General features: G+C 39.8%; 15 protein-coding genes. 4 read left to right on the top strand and 11 right to left on the bottom strand.

The features are described from left to right. Positions 1–123 precede the first annotated feature (123 nt). From WFN33_RS08170 to WFN33_RS08180, 3 genes are all read right to left on the bottom strand, one after another. A complete protein-coding gene (locus tag WFN33_RS08170; protein ID WP_336952491.1) occupies positions 124–891 on the bottom strand; it encodes a transporter in 768 nt (255 codons plus the stop codon). Between the two features lie 15 nt (positions 892–906). Next, positions 907–1,449, bottom strand: a complete 543-nt coding sequence (locus tag WFN33_RS08175; RefSeq protein ID WP_105713903.1) for an ankyrin repeat domain-containing protein — start codon at positions 1,447–1,449, stop codon at positions 907–909. A 195-nt stretch (positions 1,450–1,644) separates the two neighbouring features. Then, positions 1,645–1,998, bottom strand: a complete 354-nt coding sequence (locus tag WFN33_RS08180; RefSeq protein WP_004718651.1) for an HPF/RaiA family ribosome-associated protein — start codon at positions 1,996–1,998, stop codon at positions 1,645–1,647. A gap of 503 nt (positions 1,999–2,501) precedes the next feature. Here WFN33_RS08180 and WFN33_RS08185 point away from each other — a divergent pair. The 3 genes from WFN33_RS08185 (at position 2,502) to WFN33_RS08195 (ending at position 4,687) form a co-directional block, all read left to right on the top strand. Next, positions 2,502–3,224 (top strand): outer membrane protein OmpK, encoded by a 723-nt coding sequence (locus tag WFN33_RS08185; protein WP_004718652.1) that lies wholly within the window; start codon positions 2,502–2,504, stop codon positions 3,222–3,224. 113 nt (positions 3,225–3,337) lie between these two features. After that, a complete protein-coding gene (locus tag WFN33_RS08190) occupies positions 3,338–3,841 on the top strand; it encodes a GNAT family N-acetyltransferase (protein ID WP_336952493.1) in 504 nt (167 codons plus the stop codon). 105 nt (positions 3,842–3,946) lie between these two features. Further along, entirely contained in the window at positions 3,947–4,687 is a 741-nt protein-coding gene (locus tag WFN33_RS08195) for a hypothetical protein (RefSeq protein WP_336952494.1), read from the top strand. A gap of 62 nt (positions 4,688–4,749) precedes the next feature. On the opposite strand, the gene urtE is transcribed toward WFN33_RS08195, so the two are convergent. The 7 genes from urtE to WFN33_RS08230 form a co-directional block, all read right to left on the bottom strand. Further along, positions 4,750–5,448: an urea ABC transporter ATP-binding subunit UrtE gene (gene urtE / locus WFN33_RS08200; protein ID WP_336952496.1), complete on the bottom strand. Its 699-nt coding sequence runs from the start codon at positions 5,446–5,448 to the stop codon at positions 4,750–4,752. A 10-nt stretch (positions 5,449–5,458) separates the two neighbouring features. Then, complete coding sequence (urtD, locus tag WFN33_RS08205) at positions 5,459–6,295, bottom strand: urea ABC transporter ATP-binding protein UrtD (protein WP_004718659.1); 837 nt, start codon at positions 6,293–6,295, stop codon at positions 5,459–5,461. Continuing rightward, complete coding sequence (urtC, locus tag WFN33_RS08210; protein ID WP_004718664.1) at positions 6,295–7,365, bottom strand: urea ABC transporter permease subunit UrtC; 1,071 nt, start codon at positions 7,363–7,365, stop codon at positions 6,295–6,297. Before urtC ends, urtD begins: the two co-directional genes overlap by 1 nt. Positions 7,366–7,369: 4 nt before the next feature. Further along, positions 7,370–9,010, bottom strand: coding sequence for an urea ABC transporter permease subunit UrtB (gene urtB, locus WFN33_RS08215; RefSeq protein WP_336952497.1), 1,641 nt, complete (start codon positions 9,008–9,010; stop codon positions 7,370–7,372). Positions 9,011–9,111: 101 nt separating this feature from the next. Then, positions 9,112–10,401, bottom strand: a complete 1,290-nt coding sequence (urtA, locus tag WFN33_RS08220) for an urea ABC transporter substrate-binding protein (RefSeq protein WP_336952598.1) — start codon at positions 10,399–10,401, stop codon at positions 9,112–9,114. A gap of 578 nt (positions 10,402–10,979) precedes the next feature. Then, a complete protein-coding gene (gene parE / locus WFN33_RS08225; RefSeq protein WP_004718669.1) occupies positions 10,980–12,860 on the bottom strand; it encodes a DNA topoisomerase IV subunit B in 1,881 nt (626 codons plus the stop codon). A gap of 16 nt (positions 12,861–12,876) precedes the next feature. Continuing rightward, positions 12,877–13,461 (bottom strand): YqiA/YcfP family alpha/beta fold hydrolase, encoded by a 585-nt coding sequence (locus WFN33_RS08230; RefSeq protein WP_336952498.1) that lies wholly within the window; start codon positions 13,459–13,461, stop codon positions 12,877–12,879. A 243-nt stretch (positions 13,462–13,704) separates the two neighbouring features. On the opposite strand from WFN33_RS08230, the gene WFN33_RS08235 reads away from it, so the two are divergent. Further along, positions 13,705–15,036 carry a PGAP1-like alpha/beta domain-containing protein gene (locus WFN33_RS08235; RefSeq protein ID WP_336952499.1) on the top strand — a complete coding sequence of 444 codons (1,332 nt, stop codon included), beginning with the start codon at positions 13,705–13,707 and terminating at the stop codon, positions 15,034–15,036. A 36-nt stretch (positions 15,037–15,072) separates the two neighbouring features. Here WFN33_RS08235 and WFN33_RS08240 read toward each other — a convergent pair whose 3' ends face one another. Next, positions 15,073–15,540, bottom strand: coding sequence for a hypothetical protein (locus WFN33_RS08240; RefSeq protein ID WP_336952500.1), 468 nt, complete (start codon positions 15,538–15,540; stop codon positions 15,073–15,075). Between the last annotated feature and the right edge of the window lie 45 nt (positions 15,541–15,585).

Genomic DNA, 15,585 nt, shown 5'->3' on the forward strand with positions numbered 1-15,585 from the left:
CTTATTTTGAACTCAGCATACAGAAGATAAAGCCTTTCTAAAAGCATTTAGAAAAATGTGCGGTTTTAAAACAAGTCAAGGAGTAGATTTACTACTCCTTGACAATGTGCCAGACTGAATTGATTAGAATAAGAATGCCACACCTAAACCAGCTTTATAACTACGGTCTCGTCCTTCCAAATCTACACCCACACTTCCATCAAGTTGAGTACGCTCATTGACCGCATAGATTAAACCAGAACCTAGACCATACTTATAGTCTTGGCTTTCTGTTTTTGAATAAACAAACTCAGAGAATCCTGAAAGATTTCCTGCAATTTTATAACCGACAGTAGGTACAGCAGTCACTGACCAATGCCCATCTTGCACAGCGTAGTTCATGGTGATCCCAGTATTGACCAAATCGTTATACTGATAATCTAATGATGTTCCGATGCTATAAATATCATCTTCTTCACTAAAACCATCATTACCCGTTGCGATCAAGGCTTGAGCCAAAATCGCCATTGATAATTTATCATCTTTTAAATCGATGGCTTTTTTAATCCCAATAGAAACATCACCTAAACCAGAGTCATCCTCTTTAATACCTTTATATTTGGTTTGCATCCAAGCTGGGCCTTGCCATCCTAACTGTAATTCCATACTCGAGGTTAAACCTGTACGAAAAAGCATATCGCCATTGAGGGTTACAGTTTTTGCTTTTGCGCCATCTACTTTAGTTTCCGTGTAGGTCACACTTGGTAGCCCTTGCTCCCAAGCCAATTGTCCCACAGGCGTGATCCCTGTTCCAAAACCTGTTCCAGGACGATCAAAAGAAAATTCTGCTGCCATTGCGCTTATACTTAGACTCGAAGCAAGGGCTAATGTGATTCTATTTAAAATTGCCATATCAAGACTCAAAATTTACGATAATTCTTTGGACATTTTCGCACCGCGACTACGTAGTAACTCTAAAGATTCTTTCTCTTCAGGTAAAGCCTGAGACCAATCTATTTGATCAAATTCACAATCAAAGAACAAATCACTGATCGAAGATAAAATGGTCTTCCCTTCTTCATCTTTGGTGTTCGGGTCAACCTTATGATCTAAAAGCTTATGAATTGCAGGTACACAGGCTGCGCTTGCTGCATCCCACAGTGGACCATAGCACTCTTCAGTGTCCCACAAATAAAAGTTTGCTTTGGCACTAATTAAAGCATCCAAAATATCTAAATGCGGTTGTAAGTCTTGTGCTTTTTGTTCTGCCGTTAAAGGATGACCTGCTTCATAGGCATCACAAATTTTTTCCCACCATTTAAACAATCCATCTGACCAAATTGAAACAGCAGGTCCTTTTTCAGGTTCCATAAAGTTAGGATCAAATCCATCTGCAAGCAAACGTTTGACTTGAGCAAGGTCTAAATCTTCTAAAGCCTGTATAAAGACTTGTTGTTGTGCTGATAACATTTTGATCTCACTATTCTATTCCTATACAACATTATGACGAATATTTTTAAAATAGCTTTGAAAAATTTTAATCGTGTCGCTTTTATTTTATAAATGGCATTTATTGTTCATTTATGACAAAGAAGATAATCAAGGACTGTTTTAAAACCATAAAATTGAAGACCATAAAAAAGCCCCGAAGGGCTTTTTATCAGATCATGCTTCATCTGCATCAGCAAGTTCTAGTTTTCCACCACGTGGATTTTCAATTTTTTCTAATACGTGCTCTAGGCTACGTTTTACCCGATCTATCGCACCGTGTAATGAAAGATCAATGTTTTTCGCTCGATGTTTTACCACGACTGGCTTCAAACCTGCTGCTTTGACTTCAATCATACACTGGATATCATCCGCCCCACCTTTGTCACCGTTCTCATCACTGATATGAACTGAAAACTGGGTAATACGTTCGCTATGACGTTGGAATTCTTGATTTAGCTCATCGCGTACGTAAGTAATTAAACGATCACTATTTCTAATATTTTTATCTGTACGGATTTCTATATTCATAAAAAACATCCTCTTTCTAATCAAAAAACGAGTGCAAAACTTATATTTTCGGCACACTTTGCGCCTGCTGTATAAGACAGCTTTTCACCTACAATAAATTGGAACCGTAACTCCTCTATTGCAAAGATGAACACTTTTAACGATCTGCAGATAGGTGTTCTTATACATTCAATATCAGGCCATATTGGAAAATATGCAAGTAGATTTTTAACTTTTTTATGAAAAGAATATGAAAAATGACATCTTGTTACGTTACTTTATAATTAAATGATTTAATTGATTTTTTAATGACTAATTCTGACTAAAAACATCAACTATGTTTAATTCTTAAACTTTTAATGGATATAAATTTTAAATCTTTGCTTTAAATATGCGACTCACGTTTTAAAACATTTCACCTCTTGATGTTTACATATTTATTTTCATTCCATCTAATTTTCGCTTTATTTTTATTTAAGAATCTGTATTCTTGAAGCGCTTTTCTTGGGGGAAAGGAAGAATTCATGAAACTTACACAAATTGCGGCTATCTGCGCAATCGCTTCAACTGCAACTTTGGCTCAAGCTGCGCCTGTTTGGCAAGATTTTAGTATTACTGGTCTTTATGGTGAAAACTATGAACTAACACCAGATGAGAAACAATCTACTATCACTTTTGAGTATGCTGCCAAACTTAAATACGGTGATTTCTTTGCCTTTGCTGACCGTACCAACAGTGATGGTCAGTCGGATACTTATTTTGAGGTTTCTCCACGTCTTAGCTTAGGTGCTGTTTCTGGGAAAAAACTTGAATTAGGCCCAATTAAAGACGTATTAATTGCAACCACTTGGGAAGGTGGTAAAGACATGAACAACTACCTATACGGTGTTGGTGTTGATTTAGCCATTCCTTATTTTCAATATGCGCAATTAAATTTCTACCGTGCCAATAATGAAATCCAAGAAGATGACTATCAATTGACATTTACCTATGGAATTCCATTTAAAATTGCATCTGAAGAATTCCTTGTGGACGGTTTCCTTGATTGGTCAACTGCAGAAAAAGATCAAGTTGCACACTCAAGCGAGTTGAACTGGACGACACAATGGAAATGGAATGCGGGTAAACACATTTCTCCAGATACCCGTCTATATCTTGGTGTTGAACACTCTGTATGGCACAACAAATACGGTGTTCCAGGCAAAGACGAAAATAATGTCAGCGCTTTAATCAAGTATCATTTCTAAGACTGAGCTAAATCCATTGATCAGAAAGCAAAACTTCGGTTTTGCTTTTTTTATTGCCCTTAAAAATAAATCTTTTTAGAATACCCGTATAAATTTTCCATTGACCTGTATCCATGAATTTTCAGATCCGCCCTGCTCAAGCTTCTGACCTAACTGAGATTATGCGTATTTATAATCATGAAATTGCAACAGGTTTAGCAACATGGAACAGCCAATTAAAGACTTTTGCAGATTACCAACAGTGGTTTATAGAATTACAACAACAGCAATTTCCGCTTTTTGTTGCAGAAGAAACAGCGACTCAAGCCATTGCAGGTTATGCCGATTATGCAAGCTTTAGAGCAATCAATGGTTATCTATATACAGTTGAGCACTCTGTTTATATCGACCCAGAATTTACTCGACAAGGGCTCGGCAAACGCTTAATGCTGAAATTGATTGAACATGCTCAACAGCACAATATCCACGTTATGGTTGCTGCAATTGACCACGAAAATACTGGTTCGATTTATCTACACCAACAACTCGGATTTAAACAAACAGGTTATATGCCACGAGTCGGACAAAAATTTGGGCAGTGGCGTGATTTGGTGTTGATGCAATTAAATTTTGATTAAAATAGAGCAGTATTTATACAGCATCCGTCGTAAATTTTTTTGTCGTTTTTTCAAAATTTGTTGTATAACCATAAACAATATTGCTGAACTTCAGAGCGAATATCGATGAATAAAATTATAATCAGTCTATTGGCACCATTTGCATTGATACTTAATACAGCAAGCCATGCTGCTGACTACGATGAACAAAATATAAAACAGGGTTGTGCCAAACTCAGTCAATATCGTAAATTGGGACAAAAATTTTACGACCAGAAAAACTATAAAAAAGCGCTTGATCAGTTTCAAAGACAAGCATCTTGGAGTGCTTTTTGTCAGTCTGTGGGTGAAGAAGAGGCTGGTATTCGGGTTTCAGATAATGACATCGACATTGCCAATAATAATGTGGGTTTAACGTATAGCAAACTCAATCAACCCTTATGGGCAAGAGCGTGGTTTCAAATTAAACCCACAAAAACCAGTCAATTTAATTTAAAAAAGTTAGTAACACCAAAACCAAACAATGACTTAACAGGAGAATATGCCAGTTATGCAGGTTTTGGCGAATGGAACAATATCACCATTAAAAAACGTGATCAGAAATATCTCATTCAGTTCACTGGTCTATGGATGGGTGCTCGAAGTCTCATCTATGGTCCAAATATTGGCGAATTTGAAACAGAAATGCCACTTCATGCCAAGAAAGCAAGCTATCGTTTTGAAAATTGTCAAATTGACATCAATTTCACTTATAACGCCTCTTTAGGCAATTTTATTAAAGTGAAAGAATTAAATGAACAAGCCGATTGTGGCTTTGGGATGAATGTTTCATCAACAGGCTATTATCAGAAAGTTGAGCCTCAATAATATAGGGTTTAACCACACCTCCCTTGACTCAGGGAGGTAAACAAAATGTTTTCACGATTCTGTTAAATTGCCACTAAATCACGAATCCCCTTTTCAGGCATTTCTTCACCGATGCCTTGTGCAACCACTTGACCACGTGCCATCACGGTATAGTTATCGGCCAGCTCCTCGGCAAAATCATAGAATTGCTCGACCAGTACAATCGCCATTTCGCCACCATCTGCCAATTTTCGAATCACTCGACCAATATCTTTAATAATCGAAGGCTGAATTCCTTCGGTCGGCTCATCTAAAATCAAAACTTTCGGCTCCGATGCTAAAGCACGTGCAATGGCTAATTGCTGTTGCTGCCCACCCGATAAATCACCGCCACGGCGATGTTTCATTTCCTCAAGGACTGGAAAAATTTCATATAAATGCTCAGGAACTTTACGGGTTTTTGCGCCTGAAAACTTCGCCATGCCGATCAAAATATTTTCCTCTACAGTCAGGGTTGAGAAAATATCTCGCCCTTGAGGAACATAGGCCAAACCCGCGCGTACACGCTGTTCAGGGCTCATTTTAGCAATGTCTTTGCCATCCAATAAGATTTGCCCAGACTTAATCGGTAAAATTCCCATCAAACATTTTAATAAGGTGGTTTTACCCACACCATTGCGTCCCAAAACCACAGAACACTCACCAATCGGCGCAGTTAAAGTCACATCACGGAGAATGTGACTGCCCCCATAAAATTGATTGACGTCTTTTATTTCTAGCATATTGCTCCCCTTAACGTCCTAAATACTTTTCAATCACATCTTCATTGGCTTGTACTTCCGCCAAAGTTCCTTCGGCTAGAATGGCACCTTGTGCCAGAACCGTAACTTTCTCACTAATGGTGTCGATAAAGCTCATATCGTGCTCGACCACAACCAAGGTATGATTCTTTTTTAATTCCAAACATAACTCTGCTGTCCGTTCAGTTTCAGCATCGGTCATTCCCGCTACAGGCTCATCCAACAAGATCAGTTTAGGTCGTTGCATCAACAGCATGCCAATTTCAAGCCACTGCTTTTGTCCATGTGATAACAATCCCGCAGGCTTTTGAATAAACTCTTGTAAACGAATCTGTTGCAAAGATTCATCCAAAGCCAACTGTGCATCGGGACTTAACTTGCTAAAAAAACTTTTTTTCACAGTTTTGTCTTTTGGTGCAGCAAGGAGCAGATTTTCCATCACGGTAAAATTTTCAAATACAGTTGGTTTCTGAAACTTACGACCAATACCCGCTTCTGCAATTTGCTCTGTACTCATTTTGGCAAGATCATAGTTTTGACCAAAAAAGGCAGAACCTTCGGTAGGGCGTGTTTTACCGGTGATGACATCCATCAATGTGGTTTTTCCCGCACCATTTGGTCCAATAATGCAGCGCAACTCCCCTTCTTCAATGTAAAGAGACAAATCATTTAAAGCCCGGAAAGAATCAAACCATACACTGACTTTTTCTAAGTAAAGTGCAATACCATGGCTGAAATCGGCACCTTCAGCTTTAGGACGACCATAGCCCTCACCGATTTGACCACCATGTTGCGAATTTAAGCCCAAATCTGACAATAGCTCTGACATTAGTGATCCTCCTTTTTAAAGCGCTCAAGCAATCCAATCACCCCTTTAGGGAGGAAGATGGTTACAACAATAAATAATGCACCAAGGATCAATAACCATATTTCAGGATATGCAACGGTAAAATAGGTTTTAACTCCATTGATCAGACCTGCACCTAGAATTGGACCAATCAATGTGCCACGACCACCTGCTGCAACCCAAACCGCCATTTCAATCGAATTCACAGGATTCATTTCGCTTGGATTAATGATGCCTGCTTGTGGGACATACAATGCACCTGCAATTCCGGCAATCACCGCTGAAAGGACCCATGCCGACAGTTTGTACCACAGGGTACGATAGCCTAAATATTGCAAACGGTTTTCACTATCACGGATTGCCCCCAACACTCGACCATAAGGCTTATTCATTAAACTACGTAAGCCGATAAAACTCAGTAACAACACTAAGGCAGTAAGGAAACACAATGTTGCTCGCATAGAAGCAGAGGTAATATCCATCCCAAGAATGGTTTTAAATCCAGTAAAGCCATTGTTCCCGCCAAAACCTGTTTCATTGCGGAAGAACAACAGTGCAGCAGCAAAAGTCATGGCTTGGGTGATAATCGAAAAGTACACACCTTTAATTTTGGAACGGAAGGCAAAGAATCCAAAGATAAAGGCAATCACACCTGGTACCAAAATCACCAAAGCCAAAGCCCATAAGAAGTGCTGGGTTCCGACCCAATACCAAGGTAACTCAGTCCAACTGAGAAAACGCATAAAGTCAGGCAATTGCTCGCCTGCTGACTCTCGCATCAGGTACATACCAAAAGCATAACCACCCAAAGCAAAATATAATCCATGGCCTAAACTCAGGATGCCGGCATAACCCCAGACCAGATCCAAAGCCAGTGCAACCAAGGCCAGACACATGATTTTGCCAATCAAAGTCACCCAATATGCTGAGAGGTGTAATGCTGAATCTTGTGGCAACACATGAAACCACGGCAGAATCAGCATCACAGCGAAACATACAGCTATGGCGATTGCACTATAGGGTTTATCTGAAAGTAATGATGTGATTTTCATAGGCTTACTCCACAAAACGACCTTTGATAGCGAATAAACCTTGTGGGCGTTTTTGAATAAACAGAATCACAAGAACCAAGAGAATAATTTTGGCGAGCACTGCGCCCATACCAATTTCGAGTATTGTTCCACTCACACCTAAACCTAATGCGGCAAGCACTGCGCCCCAAACTTGACCAACACCACCCACTACAACCACAAGGAAAGCATCAATAATATAGTTTTGCCCTAGGTCAGGTCCGACATTACCGACTTGTGCCAAGGCACAGCCTGCCAGCCCTGCAAGTCCTGAACCCAGTCCAAAGGCCATCATATCAATTCGTGCAGAACGAATACCTACAGCACGTGCCATCTGACGGTTTTGCGTGACTGCACGGACGAATAAACCGAATCGGGTTTTATTGAGTAGATAAACCAGTAAAAGTAATACAGTGATGGTGAAGACGATAATGGCAATACGGTTATAGGGCAGCATCAAACTAGGTGTAAGTGAAATTCCACCTGAAAGCCATGAAATATTTGATACTTCAACATTCTGTGCACCAAAGATCATCCGTACCAATTGCATCAAAATAAGGCTGACACCAAAGGTCGCCAACAAGGTTTCTAACTGACGGCCGTATAAGGGACGAATCACGGTTCGTTCTATCAGCATACCAATTAAAGCACTGACTAAAAATGCTGCTGGAATTGCTGCAATCAGGTACCAGTCGACATAAGCACCCAAATGGATTTTAAAGAAACTTTGCACCACATAAGTGGTATAAGCACCGATCATGATCAACTCGCCATGCGCCATATTGATCACCCCCAGTAAGCCATATGTAATCGCCAGTCCTAATGCTGCAAGCAAAAGAATACTTGCAGTACTTAAGCCTGAAAAAACATGTCCTGTCCATTCACTTGCTTGAATTCGGGTTTTAATACTACTTTGCGCACTGACCAATGCAGCCTTTAATTCTGGATTTAAGTGTGGCTGTGTTAGCGCTTGTTCGATGATCGCCAAAACATCAGGGCGACTAGAATCTTTTAGCGTTTTGACCGCTTGAATTTTGGTGAGTGTATCTGGACTATTAAAATCAATTCGTGCTTTTAACTGGGCTAAACGAGCCTTCACTTTATTATTTTTTTCATTGAGATAAAGTTGGTTGATGGCTTTGATATCCAACTCATCTAAATTGTTCTCCAAGATATCAATCGCAGCCAATCGCTGTGATGCATCTTGGGACTGTAACTTGATCTTCGCCTGACCAAAGTTCAAGGCTTTGTGCAAGGTGTTGACCAACGTCACTTGATTTAAATCACCTGGCCAATCAGTAATTGCCTGTTCATCTGGATAACTGAACAGCTTGTCTCCAGCTTTCATAATGTAGGTATTGCCTGAACTGTCGGTATAAAGCTCGTCGTTTTCGACATAAGCCACCAACTTATCAAGCTCGTCAATACTTGCCGGCCATTGATTCAACATCGCTCTTCGGTTTGAGAAATCTGCACGTACAAATTTTTGAATGGCATCATCATGACTTACCACTGCCTGAGCAGATGACGATTGCGCGCTATGCTCAGATTCAGCAAAAATCTGTTGAATAAGAAATAATTGAGAAATCGTAAAAAAAAGTGCTGCGAGTTTCAGTCTAAGTGACATGTGCAACTCCCCCTATTTTTGTTTAAATACAATGACCTTTAAAGTTTAGTCATCAGTTAAGCCCACTACGCATGTAGCAGGCTTTTGGGGTCGTAAAGTCTTTATTTAGGAATGTACGGGCTCCATGGTTCCGCTTTGATCGGTTGAGGGCTCTTGTAAACCACATCAAATTGCCCATCACCACGAATTTGACCGATCATTACAGGCTTATGTAAGTGATGATTAGTAGCATCCATACTTAAGGTATAGCCTGACGGTGCTTTAAAGCTTTGACCTGCCATTGCTTCACGGACTTTATCTACATCCGTTGTTCCCGCTTTTTCAACGGCTTGTTTCCACATATTGATACCCACGTAGGTGGCTTCCATTGGATCATTGGTCACCAATTTACTGGCATTGGGAAGCTTATATTCAACTGCGTATTGCTTCATCTTATTGACGAATTCGGTATTCACTGGATTCTTCACAGACATGAAGTAGTTCCAAGATGCCAAATGCCCGACCAATGGTTTGGTGTCAATCCCGCGTAATTCTTCTTCACCGACTGAAAAGGCCATCACAGGAATATCCGAAGCTTTTATGCCTTGGTTACCTAATTCACGATAGAACGGTACGTTAGAATCGCCATTGATGGTGGAAATAACTGCGGTCTTTTTACCCGCAGCGAATTTCTTAATATTGCCGACAATGGTTTGATAATTACTGTGTCCAAACGGCGTGTATTCTTCCATGATGTCTGCATCGGCAACGCCTTTAGACTTTAAAAATGCACGTAAAATTTTGTTGGTGGTTCGTGGATAGACGTAGTCGGTACCTAATAAGACAAAACGTTGTGCCTTACCTCCCTCTTCGCCCATTAAGTATTCAACAGCAGGAATCGCTTGTTGATTGGGTGCTGCACCTGTATAGAAAATATTCTTAGACTGTTCTTGACCTTCGTATTGCACTGGATAGAACAACAGACCATTGAGCTCCTCTACAACTGGTAACACTGATTTACGTGAAACTGAAGTCCAACAGCCAAAAATGACAGCGACTTTGTCCTGAGTAATCAACTGGCGGGCTTTTTCAGCAAATAATGGCCAGTCTGATGCAGGATCGACGACAACAGGCTCAAGCTTTTTCCCCATCACCCCACCTTTGGCATTAATTTCATTGATTGCCATAAGTGCCGTATCTTTAAGCGACGTTTCAGAGATAGCCATTGTTCCAGACAATGAATGCAAGATGCCCACTTTAATTGTGTCACCGCTTGTTGCAGTTGCCGATTTATTTTCTGTTGCGGGTTTCGCTTCCGTTTTATCTGCTGGTTTTGAGCAAGCTGTCAGCGCAATGCTCCCCATCATTGCCACAGCGAGAAGTGTTTTTGAAAACATTTTTTGTTGGAACATCATCTTTTTCTCTCCAAACCTTTTGGTGCATTTTTGAATGCGCGATTTTGCTTTTACCTGACAGGCTTAATTCAATTTTTATGCCAAGTGGAGAATTTGTGCTTTTATCGTTGAATATATTTCCTGATAAAAAATAATAAAATCAAAATATTAGTCACTCTTATTTTTATATAAATCGGACGTGCATTGATAAGCATTAAATGCCTTTCAACGACTCAATAGTGCGAGTGTTGATCAGGTGAAAGTGCGAGATTAAAAGTCATACTGGTCAAATTAAGTGCGATTTTTTTTATTTAAAATGAGCAATGAGGGTGCAAAAAATTGACCCAAAATTAAATTTTTAAGCTTTCTTAATGAATTTTGCTTTACAGCACCAAACGATTTTGACGGAATAATCCAATCCCTGAGATGGATGGAGCAGAGGTAAAAGAATAGGAGAAAAAATAGAAAGGCTATACAGAAATATTTTGTTTTACGAAGAATATAATTCTGTTTACATCAATCAATGCGATATTTAAGAGGTATCAAAAAAATGATGCACTGAGGCATCATTTTTCAAATATGAATGAGTTCGATAATCAAACACTCAAATCAGCTAAGTTTCCTTTTTGCTCTAACCAGTCTTTACGATCACCTGACCTTTTTTTGGCAAGTAATTTATCCAGTAAACCTGTTGTGTGATGCGTGTCGTCCAAATCCAATTGCACCAAACGGCGTGTATTCGGATCTAAGGTGGTTTCACGCAATTGACTGGCGTTCATTTCACCCAAACCTTTAAATCGAGTAATTTGCGGGTTTTTAGATTTAACTCTCTTTAAGATAGCTTCTAACTCTTCGTTATCAAGCGCGTAGTAAACATCTTTGGCATCATCGATACGGAACAATGGTGGCATTGCAACATAAAGGTGTCCAGCATCGACCATTGCAGGGAAATGCTTGACGAAGAGTGCACACAGCAAGGTCGCGATATGTAAACCATCTGAATCGGCATCGGCAAGGATACAAATTTTGCCATAACGTAATTCGGAAAGATCATCACTGCCCGGATCTACACCGATTGCAATCGCAATATTATGCACTTCTTGAGAGGCCAACACCTCGTCAGAAGACACTTCCCAAGTATTTAAAATTTTCCCACGAATCGGCATGATCGCTTGGAAGTTTTTATCACGGGCTTGTTTTGCGGAACCACCGGCAGAGTCACCTTCGACAATAAACAGTTCTGATTCTTCAAGGGTATGACCCACACAATCTGATAGTTTTCCGGGCAAGGTTGGACCAGCAACAATCTTTTTACGTTCAACTTTTTTCGCTGCTTTTAAACGGCGACCCGCTTTCGCAATCACAATCTCAGCCAATTGCATGGCCACTTCAGAGTTCTGATTCAACCAAAGCGCAAAAGCATCTTTGGCAATATTTAAAACAATGTTGGATGCTTCTCGGCTTGAAAGACGTTCTTTGGTTTGTCCTGAGAATTGTGGCTCTTGGAATTTAAGCGACAGGATATAATTGACCCCGTCCCACACATCTTCAGCAGATAATTTCAGATTACGTGGCAACAAGTTACGTAACTCACAAAACTCACGCATCGCATCAGTAACACCTGAGCGTAACCCGTTTACATGGGTTCCCCCTTGTGCCGTTGGGATCAAATTCACATAACTTTCCTGAATTTGTTCACCACCCTCAGCATTCCAGCAAATTGCAAACTCAGCGCTGGCGCGTTCAGCTTCACCCGTTGCGACAAAGGCAGGATCTGGAATGATTTCACGATCTTGTAATTCATCCATCAAATAGTCGACGAGACCATTTTCAAACTGCCATTCAATTTTTTCGTCATTAATCTGATCAATATAATTAATTTGTAGACCAGCAGCCAATACAGCTTTGGCTTTGAGATTATGTTTTAACGCTTTTAAAGCAAATTTAGGTGAGTCAAAATATTTTGCTTCTGGCCAAAAATGTACTGTTGTCCCCGTAGCACGTTTTGGCGCTTTGCCTTCTAAAACCTCTAAAGGCGCAACAGGTTCACCATGTTCAAACGCCATTTTATAAAGATTGCCGTGGCGTTGAACTTCAACCTCAACACGATCAGACAAGGCATTGACCACTGAAATCCCTACACCATGCAAACCGCCCGAAAACTGATAGTTATCAGTGCTAAATTTACCGCCAGCATGTAATTTCGTTAGGATAATTTCAATCCCGCTTTGTCCATATTCAGGGTGAATATCGACGGGCATACCACGCCCATTGTCTTCGACCGACAACGAACCATCTTTATATACTGTGACCGTAATTTTATTGGCATGTCCTGCAAGTGCCTCATCGACAGCATTATCAATTACTTCTTGCGCCAAATGGTTTGGACGAGTGGTATCGGTATACATACCTGGACGGCGACGTACAGGATCTAGACCAGATAATACTTCAAGTGATTGGGCCGTATATTGAGACACGTTGAGTTTTTTCCTTTTATTTTACGGAGTATGATAAAAATTCCAGAATCATGGGTATTTTATCTGCAAAATCTTCCATCGCATGATTACCATGCATTTCTGTCATGATTAATGATGTGTGTGGAGCTGCACTATAATACCGTTCAGCGTCACGATAATCTAAAACTTCATCACCTTGTTGCAATAAGACCAGTATTTTGTCTGCATCTTGTACAAATGGCACGGCAATCGCTTCCAAGTAGTCAAGTTGTAAACGATCTAAAGTCCATTTTTCATTGATCTTATAGGGAATCTGTTCAATTCCAAATAAGTTACTGAACAATTGCCATGGTCGCATAGCTGGATTAATTAAAACAGCAGGCACACCATATTTTGCGACCAATTGTGTCGCATAAAATCCACCAAAGCTACTCCCCACCAGTACAACATCAGGCAATTTTTCAATGAGCGCTGAAATTTGATCTAAAACCAGTTGCGGATGTTGGTTTAAATCAGGCAAATGCACACTATGCGATGAATAGCATCGACAATAATCATCTAATTGTTGCCCTTTTATTGATAAAGGACTACTTTTAAAACCATGTAAATAAATAATATTCATTGAAAATAGTTTGCTTTTTTACCACCAATGTTTTAGTTTTTAATGTGATTTGAATCACATTATTGTTTTAATTTGTATATGTCGTGATATTGTCCGACAAAAAACTAAAACATAATCGCAATTATCGGTATTTTAAATAGCGTTCAGGATGAACAAGATAAGATGATTGCCTAGGGATTTATACATTGATCTACAGCAAAAATAAAGTCTTTGTTCCAGATCAATATGGATGAGGAAATAACAATGCCAAGCTTAACCCCTTTACACGAAACCTATTGTAAGTGGGATCGCTCGCCTCCAAGTCAGGCCGACGTATTAGAAGGTTTAGCGCAGTTAGTGAGTACGCCACTCAGTGGCATGGTTCAAGACTTCATCCAGTCGATTCAACGCGAAATGTTGCTGAGTATTTTTGGCTTAAGTAAACAAAAAGCCAAACGATTTCAGTCACGTCCAATTGTCGATAAATTCTATCAATTTGGTTATCACGCGTTGCAAAATTATGGTAGCCATCTGCTTGCTCCAATTTTACGTAAAACCATTGAACGTTTTCCAAATTTGCATGATAAGCCTTTGACCTCCCATATGACTTTTTTAGTCAGTGCTTTAAATGGGGTATTGGGCGATTATTTGTTAGCGAGCCATAATCCTCTGGCACTCTCACCTGTACTCTATGATCATTATGGTGCATTACAGCAAGGTGATTTGGCTGGACGTGTAGTGATTTTCTCACATGGTTTATGTATGAATTATCAAGATTGGACCAACCGTAACAATGGCGGTATTGGTGAGAAACTATTGGCCCAGCGTGATCACAACACCATGTTGTATTTTCACTACAATACTGGGCGCAGAATTTCAGCCAATGGACGTTCATTAGCAAATCTTTTAGAAGACTTAGTAAAACGTAACCCTCGCATTACCAGTATTGATTTAATTGGACACAGTATGGGTGGCTTGGTTTCTCGCAGTGCGCTGTTCTATGGCAAACAAAACATGCACCAGTGGTTCCACATGGTAGAGAATCTAGTTTGTATTGGTTCTCCGCATCATGGTGCGTTATTAGAACGTTTCGGATTTGCCATGCAAGAGAAAGTGGGTAATTTTCCTATTGTTAAAATGATCAGTCATATCGTCAATATCCGCAGTAATGGCATCTTAGACTTGCGCTATGGAAGTGTTCGAGATGATGACTGGGAGCATAACAATGCTCGTATTGGGTTGATGGATGACAACCGTAAACCCGCTCCGCTACCCTCTCATATCAATACCTTTTTAATTGCAGGTACCTTAGAATTTGAAAACCGCAAAAACCGCACCTTAAAAGTGATTGGCGACTATCTGGTCAGTGTTAAAAGTGCCTTGGGTGAACATCCGAACCCACGTTTCCAGTTAAAATTACCTGAATCGCATAAAGCTGTGTTTTATGGCTTAAACCATCTTGAGATTCAATATCATCCTTTGGTTTCGGAACAAATTGCCAAATGGTTTTATCCGCACCATGATGAGCTGGCGGAAGAACAAATTCGCAAATATTTGATTAAATTAGAAAGTATGCAAGGGATTGTTGAAACCTAATCGTAAAAAAGCAGATCTTCAATCCGCTTTTTTCTGCTATTTCACTTCAATTTGATAAGACTTGTTCTGATGAGGATCAATCATGTCACCATATTCATCAAAGTTTGATTTTTCTGCACATTGTGTATCGATCATTAAGCCTTGATTTTTTGCAATAAAGCCTTGTTTTAATTCACAAGTCCAAGCTTTATTATAATTCTTTTGGCTAAGTTTTTTACCTGTTAAATCAAATTGCGTCACCTCAATGAGCGACTGGGCAAGCGTTCTAGCAGGATGGCTCTGTGATACGGACAATACGTAGTATCTGCCACCATGCAACTGACAGTCTTCAATTCGACTTGAAAAATAATCTGGATCGACAATAAATTTTTTAAATGGCTGAGCACCCAATTTTATATAGGAAATGTCGGCTGGGATAGTGTCATCAAATTCAGATTTAAACTGACAAGACACATCTTTACTGATCACAGTGATTAGCTTTGCAGAGACTTGTGCCGTTGACAAGCAGACTAGTATGCTGATCCCAGCTAAATTTATTTTATGATTTAT

This window comes from Acinetobacter sp. AS167 (genome assembly GCF_037152175.1).
Taxonomy (GTDB): domain Bacteria; phylum Pseudomonadota; class Gammaproteobacteria; order Pseudomonadales; family Moraxellaceae; genus Acinetobacter.

What these genes read in the sequence shown, in the direction of transcription:
- WFN33_RS08170 (WP_336952491.1), bottom strand. Translation starts at nt 891, where the DNA reads ATGGCAATTTTAAATAGAATCACATTAGCCCTTGCTTCGAGTCTAAGT.
- WFN33_RS08175 (WP_105713903.1), bottom strand. Translation starts at nt 1,449, where the DNA reads ATGTTATCAGCACAACAACAAGTCTTTATACAGGCTTTAGAAGATTTA.
- WFN33_RS08180 (WP_004718651.1), bottom strand. Translation starts at nt 1,998, where the DNA reads ATGAATATAGAAATCCGTACAGATAAAAATATTAGAAATAGTGATCGT.
- WFN33_RS08185 (WP_004718652.1), top strand. Translation starts at nt 2,502, where the DNA reads ATGAAACTTACACAAATTGCGGCTATCTGCGCAATCGCTTCAACTGCA.
- WFN33_RS08190 (WP_336952493.1), top strand. Translation starts at nt 3,338, where the DNA reads ATGAATTTTCAGATCCGCCCTGCTCAAGCTTCTGACCTAACTGAGATT.
- WFN33_RS08195 (WP_336952494.1), top strand. Translation starts at nt 3,947, where the DNA reads ATGAATAAAATTATAATCAGTCTATTGGCACCATTTGCATTGATACTT.
- urtE (WP_336952496.1), bottom strand. Translation starts at nt 5,448, where the DNA reads ATGCTAGAAATAAAAGACGTCAATCAATTTTATGGGGGCAGTCACATT.
- urtD (WP_004718659.1), bottom strand. Translation starts at nt 6,295, where the DNA reads ATGTCAGAGCTATTGTCAGATTTGGGCTTAAATTCGCAACATGGTGGT.
- urtC (WP_004718664.1), bottom strand. Translation starts at nt 7,365, where the DNA reads ATGAAAATCACATCATTACTTTCAGATAAACCCTATAGTGCAATCGCC.
- urtB (WP_336952497.1), bottom strand. Translation starts at nt 9,010, where the DNA reads ATGTCACTTAGACTGAAACTCGCAGCACTTTTTTTTACGATTTCTCAA.
- urtA (WP_336952598.1), bottom strand. Translation starts at nt 10,401, where the DNA reads ATGTTCCAACAAAAAATGTTTTCAAAAACACTTCTCGCTGTGGCAATG.
- WFN33_RS08230 (WP_336952498.1), bottom strand. Translation starts at nt 13,461, where the DNA reads ATGAATATTATTTATTTACATGGTTTTAAAAGTAGTCCTTTATCAATA.
- WFN33_RS08235 (WP_336952499.1), top strand. Translation starts at nt 13,705, where the DNA reads ATGCCAAGCTTAACCCCTTTACACGAAACCTATTGTAAGTGGGATCGC.